This window comes from Nocardiopsis alba (genome assembly GCF_000710955.1).
Lineage (GTDB): Bacteria > Actinomycetota > Actinomycetes > Streptosporangiales > Streptosporangiaceae > Nocardiopsis > Nocardiopsis alba.
The window spans coordinates 214,960-237,206 of the sequence record NZ_BAZE01000009.1 but is presented as its reverse complement, the minus strand read 5'-3'; the positions used below and the strand labels follow the sequence as shown (position 1 = coordinate 237,206).

Genomic DNA, 22,247 nt, shown 5'->3' with positions numbered 1-22,247 from the left:
GCGAAAAATCCTTCCGGGGAGCTCGGTTTCACCCGTGAACGGCCACATTCGGCCACCGGAAAAGTTGTGCCCCCGTTCGGAACACGAGATCCATCGAATGCACGTTCGACACGAGAGGGGTAGATGTCTCCAAGAGCATCACCCCTTCGGAGAGGCGACCCCACGGCGTTCATCTCCCGGTTCATCCAGAGGAGAGCCGATCGTCACCGGAATAGTGCGCACTCCCGATAACGCGCCCCTCCGCACCGGCGATCCCGAAAGGGTTTTTCGCCCCCCCCCGAGGAGGAAACCATCGAACCCTTCACCCGATTCATCGTCGACGCCGTCCACGGGTTCGGGTCGGAACCGGTGGCCCCGCCGTACACGGGGAGAGAATCGCCCTCGCCGGCGGAAAGGAACGTCGATCTCGGGAAACGCCCGCGGGCACCGGGGGCGGTGATGTCATCGGGCTCTCAGGGAACGGGCGATGACCAGAGCCAGAAGGAGCGGCGCGACCCCGAGGAGAGGGAGCGTTCCCGGCCCGAGCGGGCCGGACGAGACCACCCCGCCGAGCCGGCCCGCGGCGGCGATGCCGACGTTGAAGGCGGAGCTGTTGACGGCGAGCGCGAGGGCGGGCGCGATGCCCTCGGCCTTGGTCGCGATCCAGGTGTTCAGGGGCGGAAGGGTGGAGAAATAGGCGAACCCGACCAGTGCCAGACCCATCGCCGCTCCCGGCCCCGTCCCCGAGACGAGGGCCGCGATGACGAGGGCGATCGCGGTCATGGACAGGGAGAGGGTGAGCGCCCGAGGCAGGTTCCGGTCCGCGAGGCCCCCGCCGACGAGGTTTCCCGCCAGGCAGGCCGCTCCTTGGAGCAGGAGGATCGGGGCGACGGCCCGATCGGGCACACCCGCGCCGTCGGTGAGGAACGGGACGGCGTAGGCGAGCAGTGTCATCGCGCCGAGCCCCGCCGCCGCGCTCATCGCCACTCCGCCCAGGACCGACCCTCGGGTCAACACGCGAAGGGAGCGCGGACCGGTGGAACCGCGAGGGGCCTCGTCGCGGGGGAAGGAGATGAACACGAGCACCAGAGTGACGAGGATGGACAGCGTGATGAGACCGAAGGCCCACCGCCATCCCAGGGTCTGGGCCAGCAGGTTTCCGAGCGGAACCCCCAGAACCGTCGCCACTCCGAGGCCCAGGGTGATCCGGCCGACCTCGCGCCCCCTGCGGTCTTCCGGGGCGAGGCGGACGGCGGAGAGCATGAACGTCACGAGCACCGTGGTGTGCAGGGCCCCGGTGATGATCCGCGCGGCCATGAGCGTGGTGTAGGCGGGGGCGATGACCGCCACCACGGTGCCCGCTCCGTACAGGGACAGCGCGAGGAGGGCCAGACGTCGTAGTGGGAGTCTCCCCGTCACCAGGGACAGGAGCGGTCCGGCGACGACCGCCGTGGCCGCGTAACCGGTGACGAGCAGGCCGATGGTGGAGACCGGGACCGCCAGGGCCGTCGACAGGTGGGCGAGTACCCCGGCGATCACGTTCTCCGAGGTCCCCAGGGCGAACGCGCCGAGTACGAAGGCCCCGGCCAGAGGACGGGGCACACCCGTGGCACGGGGTGTATCGAGGGTTTGCGACATGCCGCCGACGCTAGACTCTGACATCGATGTGAGAGTCAAGTCGAAGGGCGGGGTCGTGCGTATCGGTGAGCTGTCCCGACGGTCGGGGGTGAGCGTTCGTTCCCTGCGCTACTACGAGCAACAGGGGCTGCTGCGTCCGGAACGTCTGCCCAGCGGGTACCGGATCTTCGATGAGCACGACGTGGTCCTGGTCCAACGCGTTCGTTCCCTCCTCGAAGCCGGTCTGAGCACCCGCAAGATCGTGCACATCCTGCCGTGCCTGGCTCAACACGAGGACGGGATCGGTCTGGCCTGCGCGGATCTGTACGACGAGCTCGTGACCGAACGGGACGGACTGTTGGAGCGCATCGACACGCTGCGCGCCTCGGTGGAGGCCCTGGAGGCCGTCATCGCCGCGAGCCCGCGAAGGACCGTCGAACCACTGTGAGCGGCCTTCGCCACGCTCGTGAAGACGCCCTGCGGTGGCCTTCGAACGGGGTCAGCGAGGGTCGACGCGTAGTTCCCGGTGGTCGTCCTGGAGCGCGTCGACGAGCGCCCGTACCGCCGGGGAGAGGGAGGTGCCGCGGGTCATCAGGACGAAGGTCGTCTCCGGAAGGACGGGCAGACCGTGCTCTCGGTCGACGAGCCCGTCCGGGGTGAGCGAACGCGCGAACGGCATCACGCCGAGTCCGGCCAGGGCGGCGGCGCGAAGCCCGCTGAGACTTCCCGAGGTGCAGACCACACGGTGCGCGCGCCCGACCGACATCAGCGCGTCCAGTGCCGCGTCCCGGGTCAGGCTCGGCCTGGGGTAGAGCACCAGGGGCACCGGCTGATCCTCCTCGATCTCGACCCCGGGCGCCGAGACCCACACCAGAGGGTCGCGGAACAGGGTGCGCGGCCGAAAGGCGTCCACACCCGTGGTGGCGTTCAGGCGCATCGCGAGCACCGCGTCGAGTTCCCCGGCCCGGAGTCTGCGGTGCAGCATGACGCTGAGCTCCACCGTGAACTCCAGATCGATGTGCGGGTGGCGGGCCCGGAACCGGCGTAGGAAGTCCGGGAGACGGGTCAACGCGAAGTCCTCGGAGACACCGAAGCGTACGCGCCCACGCGGTTGTGAGGAGGCGACCGCGCCGATCGCCTCGTCGTTCAGGTCGAGCATGCGGTGGGCGTAGCCGAGGAAGGTCTCGCCCTCGGCGGTCAGGCGCACGGTGTGGGTGTCGCGTTCCAGGAGGGTGCGTCCGATCTCCTCCTCCAGACGCCGCACCTGCTGGCTGACGGCGGACTGGCTCAGGCCCAGGCGTCGCGCGGCCCCTGAGAAGCTGAGTTGCCCGGCCACCGCGACGAAGGTGCGCATCCGGGTCAGGTCGAGCTCGTTCCGCATGGTCATCACGATAGGTGCAGACAGTCAGTACGGTATCCCCGTTTCCGAATGAACACCCTGCCGGCACAGTCGAAGGATGCTCTCCCGTCTACCCCGTTTCCTGGATCCGTTCCTGCTCCTGCTGGTCCTCCTCCCCGTCGTCGCGACCCTGGTCCCGGCCCGAGGGACGGCGGCCGACGCCCTGGAGTACATCACCGTCGCGGCGATCTGTCTGCTGTTCTTCCTGCACGGGGCGAAGCTCTCCCCGTTGGAGGCGCGTCGCGGTTTCTCCCGGTGGCGGTTCCAGTTGCTCGTCCTCGGCTGCACGTTCCTGGTGTTCCCGCTCCTGGGGCTGGCGATCGTCGCGTTGCCGTCCTCCGTACTGAGCCCGGTGATGGCTACGGGGTTCCTGTTCCTGTGCATCCTGCCGTCGACCGTGCAGTCCTCGATCGCCTTCACCTCGATCGCCCGGGGCAACGTGGCGCTGGCCGTCAGTTCGGCGTCCGTCTCGAACGTGCTCGGCGTGGTCCTGACCCCGCTGCTCGCCGCGATCCTGCTGGGGTCGACCGTCGAGATCACCACCGAGTCCCTCCTCGGGATCTTCGGACAGCTCGTGGTGCCCTTCGTCGCCGGTCAGCTCCTGCACGGCCGGATCGGACCGTGGTTGAAGGAGCACCGCCGGATCGTTTCGGTGGTCGACCAGGGGTCGGTGCTGCTCGTCGTCTACGCGGCGTTCAGTGTGGGCGTGACCCAGGGGCTCTGGCAGGTCGTTCCCCCGACCCAGCTGCTCGTGGTCATCCTGGTCTCGTGCGTGCTGCTGGCCGTCGTGCTCGGGCTGTTCACCGGCCTGGGCCGGCTGGTCCGGATGGAACGGGCCGATCGGGTCGTGCTGATGTTCTGCGGCTCGAAGAAGAGCCAGGTCAGCGGGCTCCCCATGGCCATGTTGCTCTTCCCGTCGGAGCAGGTCGGGATGTACGTGCTCCCGTTGATGATCTTCCATCTGATCCAACTGCTCGTTTGCGCGGTGATCGCCCGCCGGGCGGCCCTCTCCGTTCCGGAGACCGAGTAGGCGGACGAGGCCCCGGCCCGCTGAGTCTCGCCCCGGCCGCCCCCGTCACCGCGGCCCGGGTTCGCCCCGGGCCTAGAGGATCGCCTCCACCAGGGCGGACGGTTCGACGCCGTCCGTGGACAGCGTCCGAGCCTTCGGAAGGCGGGCCTCGATCGAAGCGCCCTCCTCGACACTCCTCGCGATCGCCCGTCGCAACCCCTCTCCGCCGATCCCCTTCCGCGGGTCGCCGGGGAGGGGCGGCCCCACGCCTTCGGAGCGCAGTCGGAGTCGTTCCTCCAGTGTCGCCGGACGGGCTCGCAGAACGACGCTCTCGGTCTCGTCTCCCAGCGACCGCGCCGTGTCGGGGTCCGCACCGACCACGACCGTCCTCGCACCGCCCGCCGTGAGAGTACCGATCAGTGCCCGCGCGTTGTCCGCGCGCAGGCCGGACAGGTGCCTCCCGTGCGGATCCGCGCCGAGCAGACCGAGTTGTCGTGTGTCGACGTAGGCGACCGCGCGCCCCTCCCCGGCCATCCTGGAGAAGGCCCCGAAGCCGATCGTGGACGTTCCGACTCCGCCGGGCCCGGTCACCAGGAGCACACGCCCATCGCTCCTCGCGGTGTCGGCCGCCCTCTCCGAAGGCGCGGCCTCCGCGAGCACGGGTCCCAGGCGTTCGAGTGTCACGGCGGCCAGGTGGTCGACCACCCTCTCCCTGGTCATCCCGCCGGTGTCCAGGTGAAGGTCGACCCGACCCGTATCCACCCGCTCGGCGTACGCGACGGCCTCATCGGCCCGCTCGACCGCCCAGCCGCGGTGGTGGATCCGTTCGCGGAGCGTGGCGGCGTCGGCGCTCAGGTGACAGAGGAGGATCCGTTCCCGGTCCGCCCCGGGCAGAAGGCGGGCGAGATGGCCGGGGCCGTCGACGAGACCGGCGACCAGCAGCAGTCGTGCCCCCGCCTCCCGATAGCGAGGGGCGAGAGCGGCCAGACCCGAGGCGACCAGCTCGGTCTCCTCGGCGAGGACGCCGGCGGCCAGACGTACCTGGTCGGCGTCCACGAAGGCCGCGGTCACGCCCCGTTCCGCCATGGCCCGCAACATCCCATGGCCGGCCGTGGACTTTCCCACGCCCGACGTCCCCGACAACCACACCACCGGCATCATGCCGTCACCCTAGGGGGAGGTTCGGCGGCCCCTCCACCCGTTTTCCCGATCCTCGCGGGCAGGCGCTCCCACCAGGGGTATCCCCAGACAGAGGCGGGTCGATCGCGAATCATAGGATGTCTCGAATCAGGAGAAACGGGACACTTACGTGCTCCCCCGACGCCCGGAGGACCCTTGTGAGCACCGTCGATCCCGCCGCCGCGCGGGAGGCCCGCCTACGGCGACTGATCGGAAGTCCCAAGGCCCTCGTCCTCACCCTCATCGGCGGGCTGACACTCGTCCTCGCCGGCGGCGCCGTCGGTTACGCCGTCGCGGCGATCATGGACCGGGTCCGGGTGTCGACGGTCAACAGCGTCTTCTCCGACACCGAGTCGACGATGGCCTACTGGGTCACCCCGATCGCCGCCATCGGCTCGATCATCGGTTTCCTCGCCTACAGCCACTGGAGCCACCGATATTCGGGCGGGCGTTCCATCCACCCCCGCCCGGTGACCCTCTGGTTCCTGGGTATCGCCGTGACGATGTGGTGGGCGACGACCTACCTGTGGGCTCCGGTCGACATGGTGGGCACCGCGGTCGATCCGGTCTTCGGTGAGCACGAGGCCTGGGGCGCCGGCGCCTGGTTCTCCTACGCGATGCGCTGGTGGGCGCCGGGCCTCGCGACGATGCTGTTCGTCCTGTCCCTGCTCTTCGGGGTGCTCTCACGGGTCCGGGAACGAAGAGGGCGGGAGCTCCTCGATCGGCTGCTGCGCGAGGGGACCCGCACCAACGGTGAGGTCACCGAGCTCACCCTCCCCGTTTCGAACGACTCCGGCCCCTCCGTGACGCATTGGACGTTCTCCTTCACCGACCTTCAGGGACAACGCCGTTGGGTCCAGCGGATCCAACGTCTCCCCCGGGGCCGTGTCCTCTCGATCGGCGGCCCGGTGACCGTGCTCTACGACCCGTCCCGGCCGCACGACACCTCACGGATCTTCGTCGCCCTCGAAGGCGGGGACCGGGCCGAGGACTATCTCGGCCCCGGCCTCCGCCCCTAGGAACACGGCGAAGGGCCCGGCCGGCGCTGGAAGGCGCCGGGCCGGGCCCCGGGTGACCCGTCCGGAGAGGGAGGACGGACCCTCCCGGACGGACGCGGCGGACGGTGCCGCTGGGAAGGGTCAGTCCGTGGGGGCCACACCCACGGCGACCGCGAGGTCCTGCCAGGACATGCCCGATCCCTTGAACACGTTGGGTCGGTCGGTCCGTCGTGAGAACTCCCCGCGCACGAGCGGGGCGAGGCCGAGCAGATCGTCCTCGGTGAGGGTGCCCTCGTCGATGGCGATCACCACGTCTCCGCATTCGCGCAGCGCGGCGCTCCGCTCCTCGACCACGACCTGGGAACGCCCCATGAGGGCGGCGTCGAGTTCTCGGCGGTCCGGTTCGTGCGAGCCGATGGCCACGACGCACGCCCCGTCGCGCACCATGGACCCGTCGAACAGCGGGTCGGCGCTGGAGGTGGCGCACACGACGAGGTCGGCCTCGGCTACGTCGGTCGCGGTCCCCGCCTCGACGGTGACACCGCGTCCGGCGAGTTCCTCGATGGCCGCCCTCACTTTGTGCGGGGTGCGGCCGACGAGTCTGATGTCGGTGAACTCGCGGATCCCGGCCATCGCGACGGTGTGCTCCACGGCCTGGGGTCCGTTGCCGAACACCACCAGGCGGGAGGCCTCCGGCGCGGTGAGGTGGTCGGCGGCCACGGCCGAGGTGGCCGGGGTGCGCAGCGAGGTGAGGCTGACACCGTCGACGAACAGGCGCGGGGTGAGGGTGCGCGCGTCCATCAGCACGTAGGTCGCCTGGATACGCGGCAGTCCGAGTTCGGGGTTGCCGGGCGCCACGGAGGCGACCTTGACCCCGACCCAGTCGCCCAGGGTCGAGGGCATGAGCAGCAGATGGCCCGATCCGGCGTTCGCGTGGGAGCGGGCCGGGTCGTCCGCCGGGTCGAACCCGTCTCGCAGGGCCTGCTCGATGAGCCGGCGGGCGCGGTCCGGGTCGATGCGGCGGTGGACCTCCTCCGCGTCGACGAACGGAAGTCCGTTCACGGTCGGCGGCGTGGTCTGGGCCGTCGTGTTCGTTTCGATGCTCATGCGTCGACCTCGGTCTTCTCGGTTCCTTCACGTCGGGCGATGGCCGCGGTCTCCTTGCGGACGACGCGTCCCGAGACTGCGACGGCGGCGAAGGAGATGACGGCCAGGACGACCAGATAGGAGGCGATGGGCCACCAGGCGCCGTCGAAGCGGGCGAGCAGCCAGGTCGCCAGCAGCGGGGCGGTACCACCGGCCAGCGCGGCACCGATCTGGTAGCCGAGGGTCACACCGGTGTAGCGGACCCGGGTCGTGAAGATCTCCGAGGTCAGGGTGCCCAGGGTGGCGGTGACCGGGGGCCAGGCCACGCCGAGGCTGATGACGACGGCGGCGTACACGGCCCAGTTCATGCGCAGGTCGAGCAGCAGGAAGAACGGGGCGGCGAAGGCGGCGATGAGGACCACGCCGCCGAGGAAGACGGTGGTGCGGCCGAGACGGTCCGAGAGCGATCCCATGAGCAGGATGGAGATGGTGCTGACGAGGGCACCGGCGCTGACCGCGTTGAGGACCACCGACTGCTGCATGTCCAGGGTGCCGGTGGCGTAGCTGACCACGAAGGTCGCGAAGATGTAGAACGGCGCGGTCTCGACGACCTTGGCGCCGACCGCCACGAGGACCGAGCGCCAGTGGTCGCGCAGGGTGTCCTTGATCGGCAGTTTGGCGATGTTCCCGCTCTTCTTGGCCTCTCGGAAGGCGGGGGTGTCGGCCAGTCCCTTGCGGATCCAGAGGCCGACGAAGACCAGGACGAGGCTGGCGATGAAGGGCAGCCGCCATCCCCAGGCCTCGAAGGCTCCGTCGGGCAGCAGGCTGACGAGCGCGAAGGCGATCGTGGACAGGAGCATGCCGATGGTGACGCCGGTCTGGGGCACCGAGCCGAAGAAGCCGCGACGGTTCTTGGGCGCGTACTCGTAGGCGAGCAGCAGCGCCCCGCCCCATTCGCCGCCGATGGCCAGTCCCTGGACGACCCGGCAGAGGATGAGCAGGATCGGGGCGAGGACGCCGACCTGGGCGTAGGTGGGCAGGAGACCGATCGCGACGGTGGCGCCGCCCATCATCGACAGGGTGATGACGAGGGTCTTCTTCCGCCCGATGCGGTCACCGATGTGGGAGAAGACGATGCCGCCGAAGGGGCGGATGAAGAAGGTGAGCGACAGCGACAGGTACGACAACATCAACGAGATGACGGGATCGTCGTTGGGGAAGAACTGCTTGTCGAAGATCAGCGCCGCGGCGGTGGCGTACAGGAAGAAGTCGAACCACTCGATGGCACTGCCACTGAGGCTGCCGATGAGCACACGGCGGTTGGTGGCCGGTTGGCCGACCGCGGACTGCTGGGAGGACACGCAGTACTCCTCGTGTCGTGGCCCACGTGACGCGGGCCTCATGATGTGAACTTGTGCAACGTACAATTTTACGTTGCACAAAGCAAGACCACTTTCCAGGTCGATCAAGCCGTGACCTGCGCCGGGCCGTCTCCGAGCGTGCTCTCGAAGGCGTTCCCAAGCCCCTCGATCCCGCGCCTGGAGCCCTTTCAGACCTCTTCGCGCCCCGCCCACACACCGCGCACGTGCCCCAGGTGCCGTCGCATGAGCTCCTCCGCCCCGGAGACCTCACGGGCCTCGATGAGGTCGAGTAGATCGTGGTGCTCCTGAGCCGTGGCCCCGAGCCGATCCTCCTCGTACAGACGCCTCAGCGCCGACAGTCGGGACATCCCGCGCAGACGGCGGATCTCCTCCACCAGACGCCCGTTGCCCGCGATGGACAGTAGCCGCAGATGGAAGTCGGTGTCGGTGGCGATGAACTCCTGGAGTTCACCGGCGGCGGCGGTCGCGTTGAGTCGATCCGCCAGCGGCCGCAGGAGAGCGACCTGCTCGGACGTCGCGATCCGCGCGACCCGACCGACCGTGGGCACCTCGATGAGCGAGCGCAGTTCGATGATCTCGTCGAGGACCACGTCCCCCACCTCGACCACGCGGTAGCCGCGGTGCCTCAGGGGCTCCACCAGCCCCTCCTGGGCCAGCTCCATCATGGCCTCGCGCACCGGGGTGGCGGAGACGCCGAGACGTTCGGCCAGCGTGGGGGCCGAGTAGATCCGGCCCGGTTCGAGTTCGCCGGCCACCATGGCCTGACGCAGCACGTCCGTCACCCGGGACCGCAGGCTGCTGTTCTCGGCGAGCGATCCGATGACCGATGCCGACCGCCCCCGCGGCGCGTCGATGCTCATGTGCTGTCGTTCCTCCCCGCACGGACTTCCGGAGCTCCCAGGATGTCATGTCCGGCGCACACGTCATCGCCGGTCCGCGCCTTCGCGGTACCGCCGCCGATCGCCCTGCCCTACAATCCAGATGTCATCATCATCCGAATGATCCCAACATCCGTAACGCGACCGGACCGACGAGACGACGCACGGCACGGAAGGCGCACCGCATGAGACCCGTGACGACCCCCATCGACCTGTTGATGCTCCGCGGCCTGCGCTGTGTCGGGCTCGGCCCTCCGGAACGACCGCCCGCTCCCCGAGAGGGGTCCGACGTCGACATGGGACCGTCCGCTCCTTCACACGAGGACGCGACCGTCCACGGCATCGGCCCTATCGAGGGGCGGGACTCCACCCGCCCGCACCGCCGCCCGAACGGCTCACGCCCCACCCCGGGCCGCGATCATCGCGCGCACCCCGGGACAGGCGTGCCTTCGCACGAAGACGCACTCGTCCAGCCGCTCGGCGTCGCCCGTCGCCACCTTCAGTCGCACGCCCCGCGCCACCCGGTAGGGACGCGAGGTCAGCACCGAGCCCAGGGACCGACGCAGCCGGGAGATCTCCGCTCGAACACTCACCACGTGCTCCTCGTCCCCGTACAGGACACGGCTGAGCGCGGCGGCCCCGATCCCCTCCTGACCGACCAGGTACATCAGGAGAAGGATCTCCGCGTGCCTGGTGGTGAGCCGGGAACGCCAGGAACCTCCTCCCACGACCTCCACCGCCGGTTCCCCCGACAGATCCAGTCGTAGCTCCACGAGATCGCGGCGGGGGGTCGACGGAGGACGCAACAGCCAGCCCTCCCCCACCCGCTCGGGCATACAGAGCCCCATCCCCGGCACCGCGAGCGCGCGTCCCTCGGCGGGGGCCGCGACCCGGTCCAGGGTAGGCGGCCCCGTGCCCTCCGCCACCCACCCGTCGTCGTCCACGAGCAGGTAGGGCCCCTTCCTCCCCGCGGAGCGGACCCCGGAGGCGACCCTCAGACGTTCCAGCCGGGCCCGATGGTGTTCGGCCAGTCGCAGTTCGACCAGACTCGCGGCCCCCGCGACGAGTGCGGCGACCATGGGGTGCAGGGTCAGAGCGGGGCCGCTGACGTCGACGACCCCGAGCATGCGCCCCGTCCTGGGGTCGTGGATCGGCGCCGCCGTGCAGTACCACGGGAGTTGACACTGCTCGAAGTGCTCGGCCGCGAACAGCTCCACCGGCTGGGCCTCGGCCAGGGCCGTGCCGATCGCGTTGGTGCCCACCGCGGACTCGGTCCATCGGGCCCCCTCCGCGAAACCGAGCCGGTCGGCGCTCATCCGGACCCCGGTGGCCCCGTCGCGCCACAGGACGACCCCGTCCGCGTCGGTGACCACCATCAACGACCGGGAGAGCCGCGCCGCGGAGCCGACCATCCGGTGCAGTTCGTCGACGACGGACGACAGAGGGGATTCCCTGCGCCTGTGCTCGACCTGGTCGGCGGGGATCACCGACCTGAGGTTCCCACCGTCGGGGTCCAGCCCCATCTCCAGGACCCGCGACCACGATCGGGCCACGAGGGTGCGAGGCCGCCCCACGGCGCGGGAGCCGCCGATGACCTGGTCCCGTGTTCGGCTCAGTGCCCGGGCGTGGGAGGGCAGGTCGGTTCCGGGGGAGATCGCGTGGAAGGTCGTCACTCTTCACCGTCCTCGTCGGCGCGTCAGGGGCGGTGGATCCGGGACGGTCGCGCAATCGGCCGCAACCCTTGTGGGGCCTCCACCGAACGAGTTGTGATGGCGATCACGTTACGCCAAGGAGGCCGTCTCATGACAGAATCCGCGAAATCCGGGGCGGGGGAACGGGAACCGACCGCCGTCCGCCATCGTGCGGAGACCTGGCTCCACGCCTTCGAGGAGGCGCTGACCGAACGCGACACCGCGCGGGCCACCGGAATGTTCGCCCCCACCTGCTACTGGCGCGACCTGGTCGCCTTCACCTGGAACCTGAAGACCGTCGAGGGCCACGAGGAAGTGGAGACGATGCTGCGCTCCGTCCTCGACTCCGCCGACCCCTCCGGCTTTCATCTCACCGAGGAACCCACCGAGACCGATGGCGTGATCGAGGCCTGGATCGCGTTCGAGACGGCCGTCGGCCGAGGCCGAGGACATCTGCGTCTGCGGGACGAGGGCGCCTTCACCCTGCTCACCACCCTCTATGAGCTCAAGGGCCACGAGGAACCCGAGGGGGAACGGCGCCCTATGGGGGCCGAGCACGGCGCGCGTCGCGACCGCGTCACCTGGGCCGAACGACGCGAGGCCGTCCTGGAGGGGATGGGACGCTCCCACCAGCCGTACGTGGTGGTGGTCGGCGGCGGGCAGGGCGGCATCGCGCTCGGCGCCCGGCTGACCCGGCTCGGAGTCCCCTACCTGGTGATCGACCGGCATGAACGCCCCGGCGACCAGTGGCGCGGTCGCTACAAGTCCCTCTGCCTGCACGACCCCGTCTGGTACGACCACCTCCCCTACCTCGACTTCCCTCGGAACTGGCCGGTCTTCGCCCCCAAGGACAAGATCGCGGACTGGCTGGAGATGTACACGAAGGTCATGGAGGTCGACTACTGGTCCTCCACCACCTGTCTGAGCGCGAAGCACGACGAGGAGACCGGGGAATGGACGGTCGTGGTGGACCGGGCAGGCGAGGAGATCGTGCTGCGCCCCCGACATCTGGTCCTGGCCACGGGGATGTCCGGCAAGCCGGTGGTCCCCGAACTTCCGGGGCGTGACCGCTTCCTCGGAGATCAGCACCATAGTTCGCGGCACCCGGGCCCCGACGCCTATCGGGGGAAGAAGGCCGTCGTGATCGGGTCGAACAACTCGGCCTTCGACATCTGCGGAGCGTTGTGGGAGAACGACGCCGAGGTGACCATGGTGCAGCGTTCGTCGACGCACGTGGTCAAGTCGGATTCGTTGATGGACCTCGGGCTCGGCGACCTCTATTCCGAACGGGCCCTGGCCGCCGGGATCACCACGCAGAAGGCGGACCTGACCTTCGCCTCGATGCCCTACCGGATCATGGACACCTTCCAACGTCCCGTCTACGACCGGATCAGGGAGCGCGACCGGGAGTTCTACGACCGCCTCGAACGCGCGGGCTTCCTCCTGGACTGGGGCGACGACGACTCCGGGCTGTTCATGAAGTACCTGAGGCGCGGTTCCGGGTACTACATCGACGTCGGCGCCGCCGATCTGATCGCGGACGGACGGGTGCGCCTGGCGCACGGTCAGGTGACCGGGCTGACCGAGACCTCGGTGGTGTTGGAGGACGGCACCGAACTGGAGGCCGACCTGGTGGTGTACGCGACGGGATACGGATCGATGAACGGTTGGGCCGCGGACCTGATCGGACGTGAGGTGGCCGACCGGGTCGGCAAGGTGTGGGGGCTCGGCTCGGACACCACCAAGGACCCGGGGCCCTGGGAGGGGGAACAGCGCAACATGTGGAAACCGACCCGCCAGGAGGGGCTGTGGTTCCACGGCGGCAACCTGCACCAGTCACGCCACTATTCGCTGTATCTGGCGTTGCAGCTCAAGGCCCGCTACGAGGGGATCCCCACCCCCGTCCACGGACTTCAGGAGGTGCACCACCTGTCCTGAGACCGAGAGGCCGACATCACCGGCCCGGGAGGGCTCCCATTCCACTTCGTCCAAAGTATTGACGAAGTGGAACGGCGCCGGCAACGTACCCGGCAACGGCCATGGGACGACGGATCGGAGACCCACCGTGCATGACGACCGGCGGCTGATCGAGGCACGACTGGAAAGGGCCCTGCGGGAACGCGTACGGCCCGCCGTGTACGGGGAGTCGATCCCCTTGGAGGTGGCGCGCTGGGACGTCCCGGGCGAGCCCGTCCCGGTCGCGGAGGGCCTCGCCGCACCGTACGGGCCGGCCCGGGTGGGCGACGCCTGGGGTCCGGCCTGGGGCACCACCTGGTTCCGGCTTCGAGGACGGGTCCCGCGGGAGTGGACCGGTCGCCGGGTGGAGATCGTGTTCGATCTCGGCTTCGACCGGGCCATGCCGGGTTTCCAGTGCGAGGGTCTCGTCCACCGCCCCGACGGGACCGTGGTCAAGGGGCTCAACCCGCTCAACGCGTGGATCCCGGTGGGCTCCCCCGTCGAGGGGGAACAGGACGTGGAGTTCCACGTGGAGGCGGCCGCAAACCCGATCATCCTCGGAGATCCGCCGTTCGTCCCCACCGACCTGGGTACGGCCCCCGGCCCCCGGGACGAACCGCTCTACCGGCTGGCCCGCGCCGACCTCGCGGTGTTCGAGGAACAGGTGTGGGAGCTCGCCCTGGATCTGGAGGTCGCCGGCGGACTGATGCTCGAACTCGACACCGGCGACCCCCGTCGGTGGGAGCTGCTGCGCGCGCTCGGTCGGACCCTGGACGCCCTGGACCCGCAGGACGTCTCCGGGACCGCCGAGAGCGCCCGCGAGGTCCTGGCCCCGGCCCTGCACTCCCCCGCCTCCGCCAGCGCGCACCGGGTGTCCGCGATCGGGCACGCCCACATCGACTCGGCCTGGCTGTGGCCGCTGCGCGAGACCGTCCGCAAGGTGGCGCGCACGAGCGCGAACGTCGTCGGGTTGACGGCCGACCATCCGGAGCTGGTGTTCGCGATGTCTCAGGCCCAGCAGTGGGCCTGGCTCAAGGAGCACCGTCCGGAGCTGTTCTCCCGCGTGCTGGAGGAGGTGGCGGCCGGCCGGTTCGTCCCGGTCGGCGGGATGTGGGTGGAGTCCGACACCAACATGCCCGGCTCCGAGGCTCTGGCCCGCCAGTTCACCTTCGGCAAACGCTTCTTCCGTGACGAACTGGGGGTGGACACCCGAGAGGTGTGGCTCCCGGACTCCTTCGGGTACTCGGCGGCCCTGCCCCAGCTGGTGCGCCTGTCCGGGTCCCACTGGTTCCTCACCCAGAAGATCTCCTGGAGTCGGACCAACCGGTTCCCGCACCACACCTTCTGGTGGGAGGGGCTGGACGGCACCCGGGTGTTCACCCACTTCCCACCGGTGGACACCTACAACTCCGAACTCACCGGTGCGGAACTGGCACACGCCTCCCGAAACTTCAGGGACAAGGGCGACGCCACCCGCTCCCTCGTACCGTTCGGCCATGGCGACGGGGGCGGCGGCCCCACCCGAGAGATGCTGGGCCGGGCCGCCCGGCTGCGCGACCTGGAGGGTTCGCCCCGGGTGACGATCGAACACCCCGAGGAGTTCTTCACTCGAGCCCACGCCGAGTACACCGACGCCCCGGTCTGGTGGGGCGAGCTCTACCTGGAGTTCCACCGAGGGACCTACACCAGCCAGGCCGCCACCAAACAGGGCAATCGACGTTCGGAGCACCTGCTGCGCGAGGCGGAGCTGTGGTCGACGACGGCGGCGGTCCGGGCGGGGGCCGACTACCCGTACGAGCGTCTGGAGCGGATCTGGCGGACGGTCCTGCTCCACCAGTTCCACGACATCCTCCCCGGGAGCTCCATCGCCTGGGTGCACCGTGAGGCGGCCGTCGCCTACCGGGAGGTCGCCGAGGAGCTGACCGACGTCATCGCGCGGGCCCAGGCCGCACTGGTCCCCGAGGGCTCCGAGGCCGGGGACGGCGTGCTCTTCAACCCCGCCCCGCACGAGCGTGACGGGGTCCCCGCGCTGGGCGCGCTCCCCCGCTCCCGGGTCGCCCGAGACGACGTGCCCGAGGCGCTCGTCGCTCCGGACGAGGACGGATTCGTCCTCGACAACGGCCTGTTGACGGTGCGCGTGGACCGGCGGGGCCTCGTCGTCTCGATCCTGGACCGTTCCGAAGGGGAGCGGGGACGCGAGGTGCTCGCCCCCGGGACGACCGGCAACCTGCTCCAGCTGCATCAGGACGTCCCCAACGGTTGGGACGCCTGGGACGTGGACGAGTTCTACCGGAACAACGTCACCGATCTCACCGAGGCCGACTCCGTCGCCGTCCCCGCCCCGGAGGAGAGGGCGGAGGCGGGTCTCTCCTCCACCGCCGCCGCCGTACGCGTCAGGCGCTCCTTCGGTTCCTCCTCCGTCGTCCAGACGCTCTCCCTGGAACCGGGGGCACGAAGGCTGGACGTGGCCACCGAGGTCGACTGGCACGAGCGGGAGAAGCTCCTCAAGGCCGCGTTCCCCTTGGACGTGCACGCCCGGCGCTCCCGCTCCGAGACCCAGTTCGGCCACATCGAACGTCCCACCCACACCAACACCTCGTGGGACGCGGCCAAGTTCGAGATCTGCGCGCACCGTTGGGTGCACGTGTCCGAACCCGGCTACGGGGTGGCGGTGCTCAACGACTCCACCTACGGCCACGACGTCACCCATGACGCGCGCCCCGACGGTGGGACCACCACGACGGTGCGGCTGTCCCTGCTGCGGGCGCCGCGTTTCCCCGACCCCCTGACCGATCAGGGGGTCCACCGTCTCCGCTACGCGCTGGCCCCGGGCGCGGAGGTCGAGGACGCCGTCCGCGAGGGCTACCGGATCAACCTTCCGGTCCGGGAGCTTCCGGGCGCCGCGGTGGTGGAGCCGCTGGTGACCGTGGCCGACCCCGGCGTGGTCGTGGAGGCCGTCAAACTCGCGGACGACCGCTCCGGCGACGTGGTGGTGCGCCTGTACGAGGCACGCGGCGGACGCGCTCGAACCGCCCTGACCACCGGCTTCCCGGTCCGCGGGGTGAGCGCGGTGAACCTGTTGGAGGAGGACTACGAGGAGGCCCCGGAGCTCCTCTCCACGGCCCTGGCGGACGAGGGCGAGAAGGACGCGGGGAGCCCTCATCGGGTGGAGCTGTCCCTCCGCCCCTTCCAGATCCTCACCCTGCGGTTGATGCGCTAGCCCTTCATCGCGCCGCCGAGGGCGAAGCGACCGCCCATGGCGCGGGAGACCGCCATGTACAGCGCCACGACCGGGAGCGTGTAGAGCAGGGAGTAGGCGGCGAGCTCTCCGTAGCGCACGCTTCCGTACTGGCCGAAGAAGGTGAACACCCGCACCGCGGCGGGCATCTTCTCCGGGCTGCTGAGCAGGATGAAGGGGACGAAGAAGTTGCCCCAGGTGGTGACCAGGGTGAAGATCCCGACCACCGCCAGGCCCGGCGCCAGCAGCGGTGCCACGAGGTGACGCAGGGACTGCCAGGCGGAGGCCCCGTCCACCCAGGCGGCCTCCTCCAGGGCGATGGGGATGCCGTCGATGAAGTTCTTGGTGAGCCAGATCCCGAACGGCAGGGTGCTCGCGGCCAGGAACAGGGTGGTGGCGATCAGCGAGTCGAGGAGACCGACCTGTACGAACATCCCGTAGACGGGGACCATGATGGCGGTGATGGGCAGGCCGGTCGCGAACAGGACCGTGTACAGGAACGGTCTCCGGAACCGCAGGTTGTACCTGGACAGCGGGTAGGCGGCCAGGACCGAGCAGACCATGGTGATCAGGGCCGCTCCCCCACAGGTGAGGAGGCTGTTCCAGAGCGGCCGATAGACGATCTCCTCGGTCATGATCGCGGTGAAGTGGTCGAGTGTGAGCGAGGTCGGCGGTCCCGCCCTCAGCGAGGGCTCGGAGTCGACGGCGGCGAACACCATCCACAGGGTCGGGGTCAGGAACAGCACGGCCAGCAGCCCCAGGAGAAGATGGGCGAGCAGGCCTCCGGCCACCCGGCTCGGGGCGCTGACCACCATGCGCGCCCCGCGACGGGTCCTCCGTGTCCGGTTCATCGCCGCTCCTCCTTACCGAGCATGCGCACGTAGACGATCGAGAACAGGCCCGCGACGACCAGGAGCGCCAGGGCGATGGCGGTGCCGTAGCCGAGATCGCCCATGCGCAGAGCCTCCTGGTACATCAGCAGCGGCAATGTCGTGCTGCGGGCGCCGGGACCGCCCGAGGTCATCACGAAGATCAGCGTGAACACCTGGACGGTCTGGAGGGTGATGAGCAACAGGGTGGTGGCCAGGGTGCGGCGCAGCAGCGGCAGCACCACGTGCCACAGCACCTGGAAGGGAGAGGCGCCGTCCACCCGAGCGGCCTCCTCGAGGTCGTCGGGCACCTCGGACAGCCCCGCGGAGTAGGTCATCATCGAGAAGGCGGTGCCCTTCCAGACATTGGCCAGGATCACGGCGAGCAGGGGCGCGGTGAACAGCCAGTTCTGCTCTCCCGCCCCGAGGAACCCCAGGACCGCGTTGAGGGTCCCCTCCCGTTCCAGGAACGCGTACCAGACGAACCCGGCCACGACCTCGGGGACCACCCACGCCCCGACGACGATCGCGCCGACCGCGGCCCTGACCGCCCCGTGGCGGGCGCGCGTGAGCAGGGCCAGGACCAGGCCCAGCACGGTCTGCCCGAACACGCTTCCGATCAGGAAGAGGGCGGTGAGGATCGTGGCGTCGCGGAAGCGGACGTCGGTGAGCAGGCGTTCGAAGTTGGCGACGCCGACGAAGTCGGTCCGCGCCGCGCGGGCCCCGGTCAGAGCGGCGTCGGTCAGCGAGGCCCACACGGTCCACAGGATGGGACCGGCGAAGAAGGCCAGCAGGAGGAACAGGGCGGGGCCCATCGGGACGGCCCAACGGGCCGCCCTCGACCAGGTCCGCCCCGGCCCTCCGGAGCGTTCGGCGCGAGGTCGGGAGAGGTCCCCTCCTCCTCGCTCCAGGTCACCGGAGGCGCCCACCGGTCAGGATCCGTCCGTCACGTTCTCGGGACCCACGATGGACTCCAGCTCCCTCGTGTAGGTCAGCGCGGCCTCCTCCGGGGTGGTCTCGCCCAGCATCACGCTCTCCGTCGCCTCCTGGATCGCCAGGGAGACCCTCGGGTACTCGCTGTAGGCGGGACGGAAACCGGTGACGTCCACCAGCGCGGCGAACCGTTCGGCCATAGGCGCCCCCTCCAGGAAGCCGGGGTCCTCGGCGACGTCGGAGCGGACGGGGATCTGTCCGCCCTCGACCGCGAACCCGACGGCGTTCTCCCTTCCGAGCGCGTAGGTCATGACCTCCCAGGCCAGGTCGGGGTCGGTGGCATGGGCCCCCATGGACAGGGCCCAGCCTCCGGACATGCTCGTCACCCCCTCGCCTCGACCGTCTCGGGTGGGCATGGGGGCGAACTCCATGTACTCCTCCCACTCGGGCCAGGGCCGGTTGGCCTCCTCGATCCACGATTGGGTGGCCCAGGAGCCCTCCAGACTGATCGCCATATCCCCTGCGGGGAAGCGTTCCTCGTTGTTGACGGTGCCGATGTTGGCGTCCAGCGCGTCCTGTGGGGCGTGGGTCAGTTCCTCCTCGAAGAGGGTCCACACGAATTCGAGCGCGTCGGTGAACCCGGGCCCGGCGGCGACCCACCGTCCCGAGTCCTCGTCGAAGAGCGTGTCCTCGGTACCACCGAGCAGCATCTGGAAGCCCTGGAGGGAGGCGACCTCCCCCGCCGGAGTGCCCGCGTAGACGTTGAGCGGCACCACGTCCGCTCCGTGCTCGGCGCGGACCGCCCGTGCGGTGTCGAGTACCTCGTCCCAGGTGGAGGGCTCCCAGGGAAGCGGGACTCCGGCCTGTTCGAGCAGGTCGGAGCGGTACCACAGGCCTCGTACGTCGGTTCCGAGCATGACCCCGTAGCGGGTCCCGTCCAGAGAGGTGACCGCCTCCGCCTCCTGTTCGCCGAAGTACTCGGAGTCCTCCCAGGAGTCGAAGTATTCGTCCAAGGGCGCCAGGTACCCGGCGTCGGCGTCCTGGTTGATGGTGAAGGTGTCCTCGTAGATGAGGTCGGGCGCCTCGCCGGGGGAGCCGTTCATGAGGTTCACCTGGGTCTGGTAGTCCTCGGCGGGGGCCTCGATGGGGACGAGTTCGATGGTGACGTCGGGGTGGTCGGCCTCGAACTCCTCCTTGACGCGGTTCATCAACGAGTCCATCGCGATGAAGGTGCCGTACCTCTGGTAGGCGATACGGACCGTGTTCTCGTCCCGTTCGGCCGGGGAGGAGCAGCCCGCGGCGATCAGGGTCAGGAGTGAGGCGGTCGCCGCCGCCCGGATCGTGTTCCGTCGAGTTCCCCTCATCGTCTACCCCTCGCACAGCGGTGGTGTGGAACGCCGGACGACCCCAAGCAGTGAGCCGTATCACATGCTTACTCAAAACCTTGGATAAAGGCAATGGGGCAAGTCGGATATACAGGCGGTTACCCTCGTGATCGGGGCGGGCCCCGTACCCCGCCCGCCGGTGAGGCGGAGAGAAGGCGACGTATGCGCACCAGCACGAACCTGCTGTGGCTGGGAGACCTCAACCAGAGCAGGGTGCTCGACGCGGTGCGCCGGGCCGAGGGGATCAGCCGGGTCGACCTGGCCGCGCAGACCGGACTGACGGCTCAGACCGTGTCCAACATCGTCCGCCGTCTCCTGGAGGACGGCCTGATCCTGGAGGACGGTCGCGCCACCTCGCGCGGGGGCAAACCCGCCACCCTGCTGCGCCTCGACCCCGGCGCCTACTACGCGGTGGGCATGCACATCGACCCCGCGTCCACCACTCTGGTCGTCACCGACCTGGCCGGACGCGTGGTGGTCCGGGCCCGACGACGCACCCCCTCCTCCCAAGGCCCGGAACGGGTCATCGCCGCACTGTCCCGCTCGGTCCACGCCCTCGTGGCACGGGCCCCCGCACCCGACCGGATCCTGGGGCTGGGGGTGGCCGTCCCGGGACCGATAGACCGAGGCGACGGGGTCGTCACCCCGCCCCACCTGCCGGGCTGGAGATCGGTACCGCTGCGCGAGGCGCTGGCCGAGCGCACCGGACTACCGGTGGTGATCGACAACGACGCCACGGCGGCGACCATCGGCGAACGGTGGGCCGGCGGGGGCGAGCGCTCCGAGGACATGGCGTTCGTGTACGTGGGGACCGGTGTGGGCGGCGGTCTGGTGCTGGACGGTCGGGTCTATCGGGGCGGCACCTCCAACGCCGCCGAGATCGGTCACGTGACCGTCGACCCTCGGGGCCCGTGGTGCCCCTGTGGCGATCGGGGCTGCCTGGAGACCTACGTGTCCCCCCACGCGGTCGCCTCCGAGGCCGCGCGTCTACGCGGGGACGACGCGGCCGACTTCGAGCGCGGACAGGCCCGCACGGTCGCCGCCTACCGGAAGGTCTGCCGTGAGGCCCGCACCGGGGACCCGGTCGCCTCACGGGTGATCGAAACCGCCGGAGAACGGCTGGGAGAGGCCGCCGTCACCCTGCTCAACCTGATGGACGTACCGATGGTGGTCCTGGGCGGCTGGGGGATGTCCCAGGTCGGCGACCTCTACGCGCGAAAACTGGCTCGGGCCGTCGCGGAGCGCACCATCGCCCGTTCGGCGCGCCGCCTCCGGGTGGAGCCCTCGCTCATCGGCGAGGACGTCGGCGCCATCGGCGCGGCCACCCTGGTCCTGCACGCGGCCTACTCCCCCAGCGTCGGCGGGGTCTGACCCCCTCGACGGGGTCAGCGTTCGGGGTAGACCGCCAGGATGCGCTCGGCGACGTTCGGGAAACCGCTCTGCTCCAGCAGGCGCACCTGCTCCCGGACGAACGCGGCGCGCTCGCCCTCGTCCTCGACCGAGTCGATCAGCCCCCGGAGGATGGCGACCTGCACGTCCTGCTGCATGGCGTGCTCGTCCTCCTCGTCCTCGGCGGGCCACCAGTAACTCTCGTATCCCTCGTCGTCGATCCCGCTCCCCGGCCCGGCCGGTGCGTGATCGGGCAGGTGCTCGATGATCTGCCCGGACAACTCCTCGGAGGGCTCGGGCTCATAGCGGGGTGTCCTCGGCGGCGCCGAGGGCGAGGGGCCATCGGCCGCCAGGGTCCGACGGACCCGTTCCGCCTCGTGTTCGGCCTCCCAGAGGGCGCGATCCTTGCGCAGATCGACGACGCGGCGCAGTCGCTCCTCGTCCTCGTCGGCCAGTTCGACCCGGATCTCGTCGGCCCACACCTCGACGACGCCCTCGGCGATCGGGGACTCCGCGGCGAACAACGCGGCGAGCTCGGCCTCGACCAGGCCACGGTCCTCGGGCCCCGTCCTGCCGAGCACCTCGCGAGCGCGCAGCAGGATCGAGTACGAGGCCGGCCCGGCCGGGGCGCGCAATCTCAGGTCGACCCGGCGGGCCCAGCGCCAGTGCACCCGCGCGGAGAAGACGAAATCGTAGTCGGGCAGGGCGCTGGGCAGCTCGGTACGGCGCAGACGCACGCCTCGGGTCCCGCTCTCTCCACGCGGCGCGGGGACCGGTTCGGGCTCGTCCCCCTGATCCGAACGGTCCCGGGACGCCTTCTCCACGTCGGTGTCCACGACCGCCTCCTCCGACGTTCCGGAGGCGCGGCCTCCTCGTCCTCTCGACAGGTCCGCCACACGCCCGGCGATCCGCTCCAACGTCTCGGGCCGCGCCAGGGAGACACCGAGGAGCATCAGGGCCACCGGCAGCCACACGAAGGTCCACACCCCGACCAGCGGGAACAGCACCGCGGGGACGATCAGTACCACGATGAGTACAAGGAGGCGCGTGCGGGCGAAGGTGGCCACGGGGTCTCCTCGAGCGGGGCAGGGGCTGCGGGCGGGGGAAGGTCCACTAGCCAGTCTGCCCGAGAACCGGCGTGCCCGCGCCACCGACGTCGACTCCGTACCCGCTCGCCCGCTTTTTCCTCCTGTCGGGAAAGGAACGAACGCTTCGATGACGGGGGTGTCAGGACCGCTCCACACAGGGTCAACGAGTCG

General features: G+C 70.1%; 17 protein-coding genes. 6 read left to right on the top strand and 11 right to left on the bottom strand.

Annotation, left to right across the window (positions count from 1 at the left end; all coding sequences use genetic code 11):
- Positions 1 to 441: 441 nt before the first annotated feature.
- Positions 442 to 1,617 carry an MFS transporter gene (locus tag TR33_RS17715; protein WP_199806152.1) on the bottom strand — a complete coding sequence of 392 codons (1,176 nt, stop codon included), beginning with the start codon at positions 1,615 to 1,617 and terminating at the stop codon, positions 442 to 444.
- Positions 1,618 to 1,672: 55 nt separating this feature from the next.
- On the opposite strand from TR33_RS17715, the gene TR33_RS17710 reads away from it, so the two are divergent.
- A complete protein-coding gene (locus tag TR33_RS17710; RefSeq protein ID WP_017535645.1) occupies positions 1,673 to 2,044 on the top strand; it encodes a MerR family transcriptional regulator in 372 nt (123 codons plus the stop codon).
- Between the two features lie 51 nt (positions 2,045 to 2,095).
- On the opposite strand, the gene TR33_RS17705 is transcribed toward TR33_RS17710, so the two are convergent.
- Positions 2,096 to 2,977, bottom strand: a complete 882-nt coding sequence (locus TR33_RS17705; protein ID WP_234305875.1) for a LysR family transcriptional regulator — start codon at positions 2,975 to 2,977, stop codon at positions 2,096 to 2,098.
- Between the two features lie 76 nt (positions 2,978 to 3,053).
- On the opposite strand from TR33_RS17705, the gene TR33_RS17700 reads away from it, so the two are divergent.
- Positions 3,054 to 4,025: a bile acid:sodium symporter family protein gene (locus TR33_RS17700; protein WP_017535643.1), complete on the top strand. Its 972-nt coding sequence runs from the start codon at positions 3,054 to 3,056 to the stop codon at positions 4,023 to 4,025.
- 72 nt (positions 4,026 to 4,097) lie between these two features.
- Here the strand turns inward: TR33_RS17700 and TR33_RS17695 are convergent, their stop codons facing one another.
- Positions 4,098 to 5,165, bottom strand: a complete 1,068-nt coding sequence (locus TR33_RS17695; RefSeq protein WP_026125195.1) for an adenylate kinase family protein — start codon at positions 5,163 to 5,165, stop codon at positions 4,098 to 4,100.
- Between the two features lie 176 nt (positions 5,166 to 5,341).
- Between TR33_RS17695 and TR33_RS17690 the strand changes: the two genes are divergently transcribed.
- Positions 5,342 to 6,202, top strand: coding sequence for a DUF3592 domain-containing protein (locus tag TR33_RS17690; RefSeq protein WP_017535641.1), 861 nt, complete (start codon positions 5,342 to 5,344; stop codon positions 6,200 to 6,202).
- 120 nt (positions 6,203 to 6,322) lie between these two features.
- Here TR33_RS17690 and TR33_RS17685 read toward each other — a convergent pair whose 3' ends face one another.
- The 4 genes from TR33_RS17685 to TR33_RS17670 all read right to left on the bottom strand — a co-directional run bounded on the left by TR33_RS17685 (position 6,323) and on the right by TR33_RS17670 (position 11,200).
- Positions 6,323 to 7,288 carry an ornithine cyclodeaminase family protein gene (locus TR33_RS17685; protein WP_017535640.1) on the bottom strand — a complete coding sequence of 322 codons (966 nt, stop codon included), beginning with the start codon at positions 7,286 to 7,288 and terminating at the stop codon, positions 6,323 to 6,325.
- Positions 7,285 to 8,628: an MFS transporter gene (locus tag TR33_RS17680; RefSeq protein ID WP_017535639.1), complete on the bottom strand. Its 1,344-nt coding sequence runs from the start codon at positions 8,626 to 8,628 to the stop codon at positions 7,285 to 7,287. The genes TR33_RS17685 and TR33_RS17680 overlap by 4 nt, the downstream gene beginning before the upstream one ends.
- 188 nt (positions 8,629 to 8,816) lie before the next feature.
- Entirely contained in the window at positions 8,817 to 9,509 is a 693-nt protein-coding gene (locus TR33_RS17675) for a GntR family transcriptional regulator (RefSeq protein ID WP_042284226.1), read from the bottom strand.
- A gap of 413 nt (positions 9,510 to 9,922) precedes the next feature.
- Positions 9,923 to 11,200, bottom strand: coding sequence for a GAF domain-containing protein (locus tag TR33_RS17670; protein ID WP_042284224.1), 1,278 nt, complete (start codon positions 11,198 to 11,200; stop codon positions 9,923 to 9,925).
- A gap of 129 nt (positions 11,201 to 11,329) precedes the next feature.
- Between TR33_RS17670 and TR33_RS17665 the strand changes: the two genes are divergently transcribed.
- Both TR33_RS17665 and TR33_RS17660 read left to right on the top strand, forming a co-directional pair.
- A complete protein-coding gene (locus tag TR33_RS17665) occupies positions 11,330 to 13,156 on the top strand; it encodes a flavin-containing monooxygenase (RefSeq protein ID WP_042284221.1) in 1,827 nt (608 codons plus the stop codon).
- A gap of 127 nt (positions 13,157 to 13,283) precedes the next feature.
- On the top strand, positions 13,284 to 16,394 hold the full coding sequence (locus TR33_RS17660; RefSeq protein ID WP_042284218.1) for an alpha-mannosidase: 3,111 nt from the start codon (positions 13,284 to 13,286) through the stop codon (positions 16,392 to 16,394).
- Here TR33_RS17660 and TR33_RS17655 read toward each other — a convergent pair.
- Genes TR33_RS17655 through TR33_RS17645 form a run of 3 tightly spaced genes read right to left on the bottom strand, consistent with a single transcriptional unit; the run spans position 16,391 to position 19,578 of the window.
- Positions 16,391 to 17,263, bottom strand: a complete 873-nt coding sequence (locus TR33_RS17655; protein ID WP_042284216.1) for a carbohydrate ABC transporter permease — start codon at positions 17,261 to 17,263, stop codon at positions 16,391 to 16,393. The genes TR33_RS17660 and TR33_RS17655 overlap by 4 nt on opposite strands.
- The gene (locus tag TR33_RS17650) at positions 17,260 to 18,210 is read right to left on the bottom strand and encodes a carbohydrate ABC transporter permease (protein WP_014913297.1); all 951 of its coding nucleotides are present in this window, start codon (positions 18,208 to 18,210) and stop codon (positions 17,260 to 17,262) included. Before TR33_RS17650 ends, TR33_RS17655 begins: the two co-directional genes overlap by 4 nt.
- 3 nt (positions 18,211 to 18,213) lie before the next feature.
- The gene (locus tag TR33_RS17645; RefSeq protein WP_017535633.1) at positions 18,214 to 19,578 is read right to left on the bottom strand and encodes an extracellular solute-binding protein; all 1,365 of its coding nucleotides are present in this window, start codon (positions 19,576 to 19,578) and stop codon (positions 18,214 to 18,216) included.
- A 183-nt stretch (positions 19,579 to 19,761) separates the two neighbouring features.
- Here TR33_RS17645 and TR33_RS17640 point away from each other — a divergent pair, with 183 nt between their 5' ends.
- Positions 19,762 to 20,970 (top strand): ROK family transcriptional regulator, encoded by a 1,209-nt coding sequence (locus TR33_RS17640; protein WP_014912512.1) that lies wholly within the window; start codon positions 19,762 to 19,764, stop codon positions 20,968 to 20,970.
- Between the two features lie 14 nt (positions 20,971 to 20,984).
- Here the strand turns inward: TR33_RS17640 and TR33_RS17635 are convergent, their stop codons facing one another.
- Positions 20,985 to 22,055 carry a hypothetical protein gene (locus TR33_RS17635; RefSeq protein ID WP_014909328.1) on the bottom strand — a complete coding sequence of 357 codons (1,071 nt, stop codon included), beginning with the start codon at positions 22,053 to 22,055 and terminating at the stop codon, positions 20,985 to 20,987.
- Positions 22,056 to 22,247 lie beyond the last annotated feature (192 nt).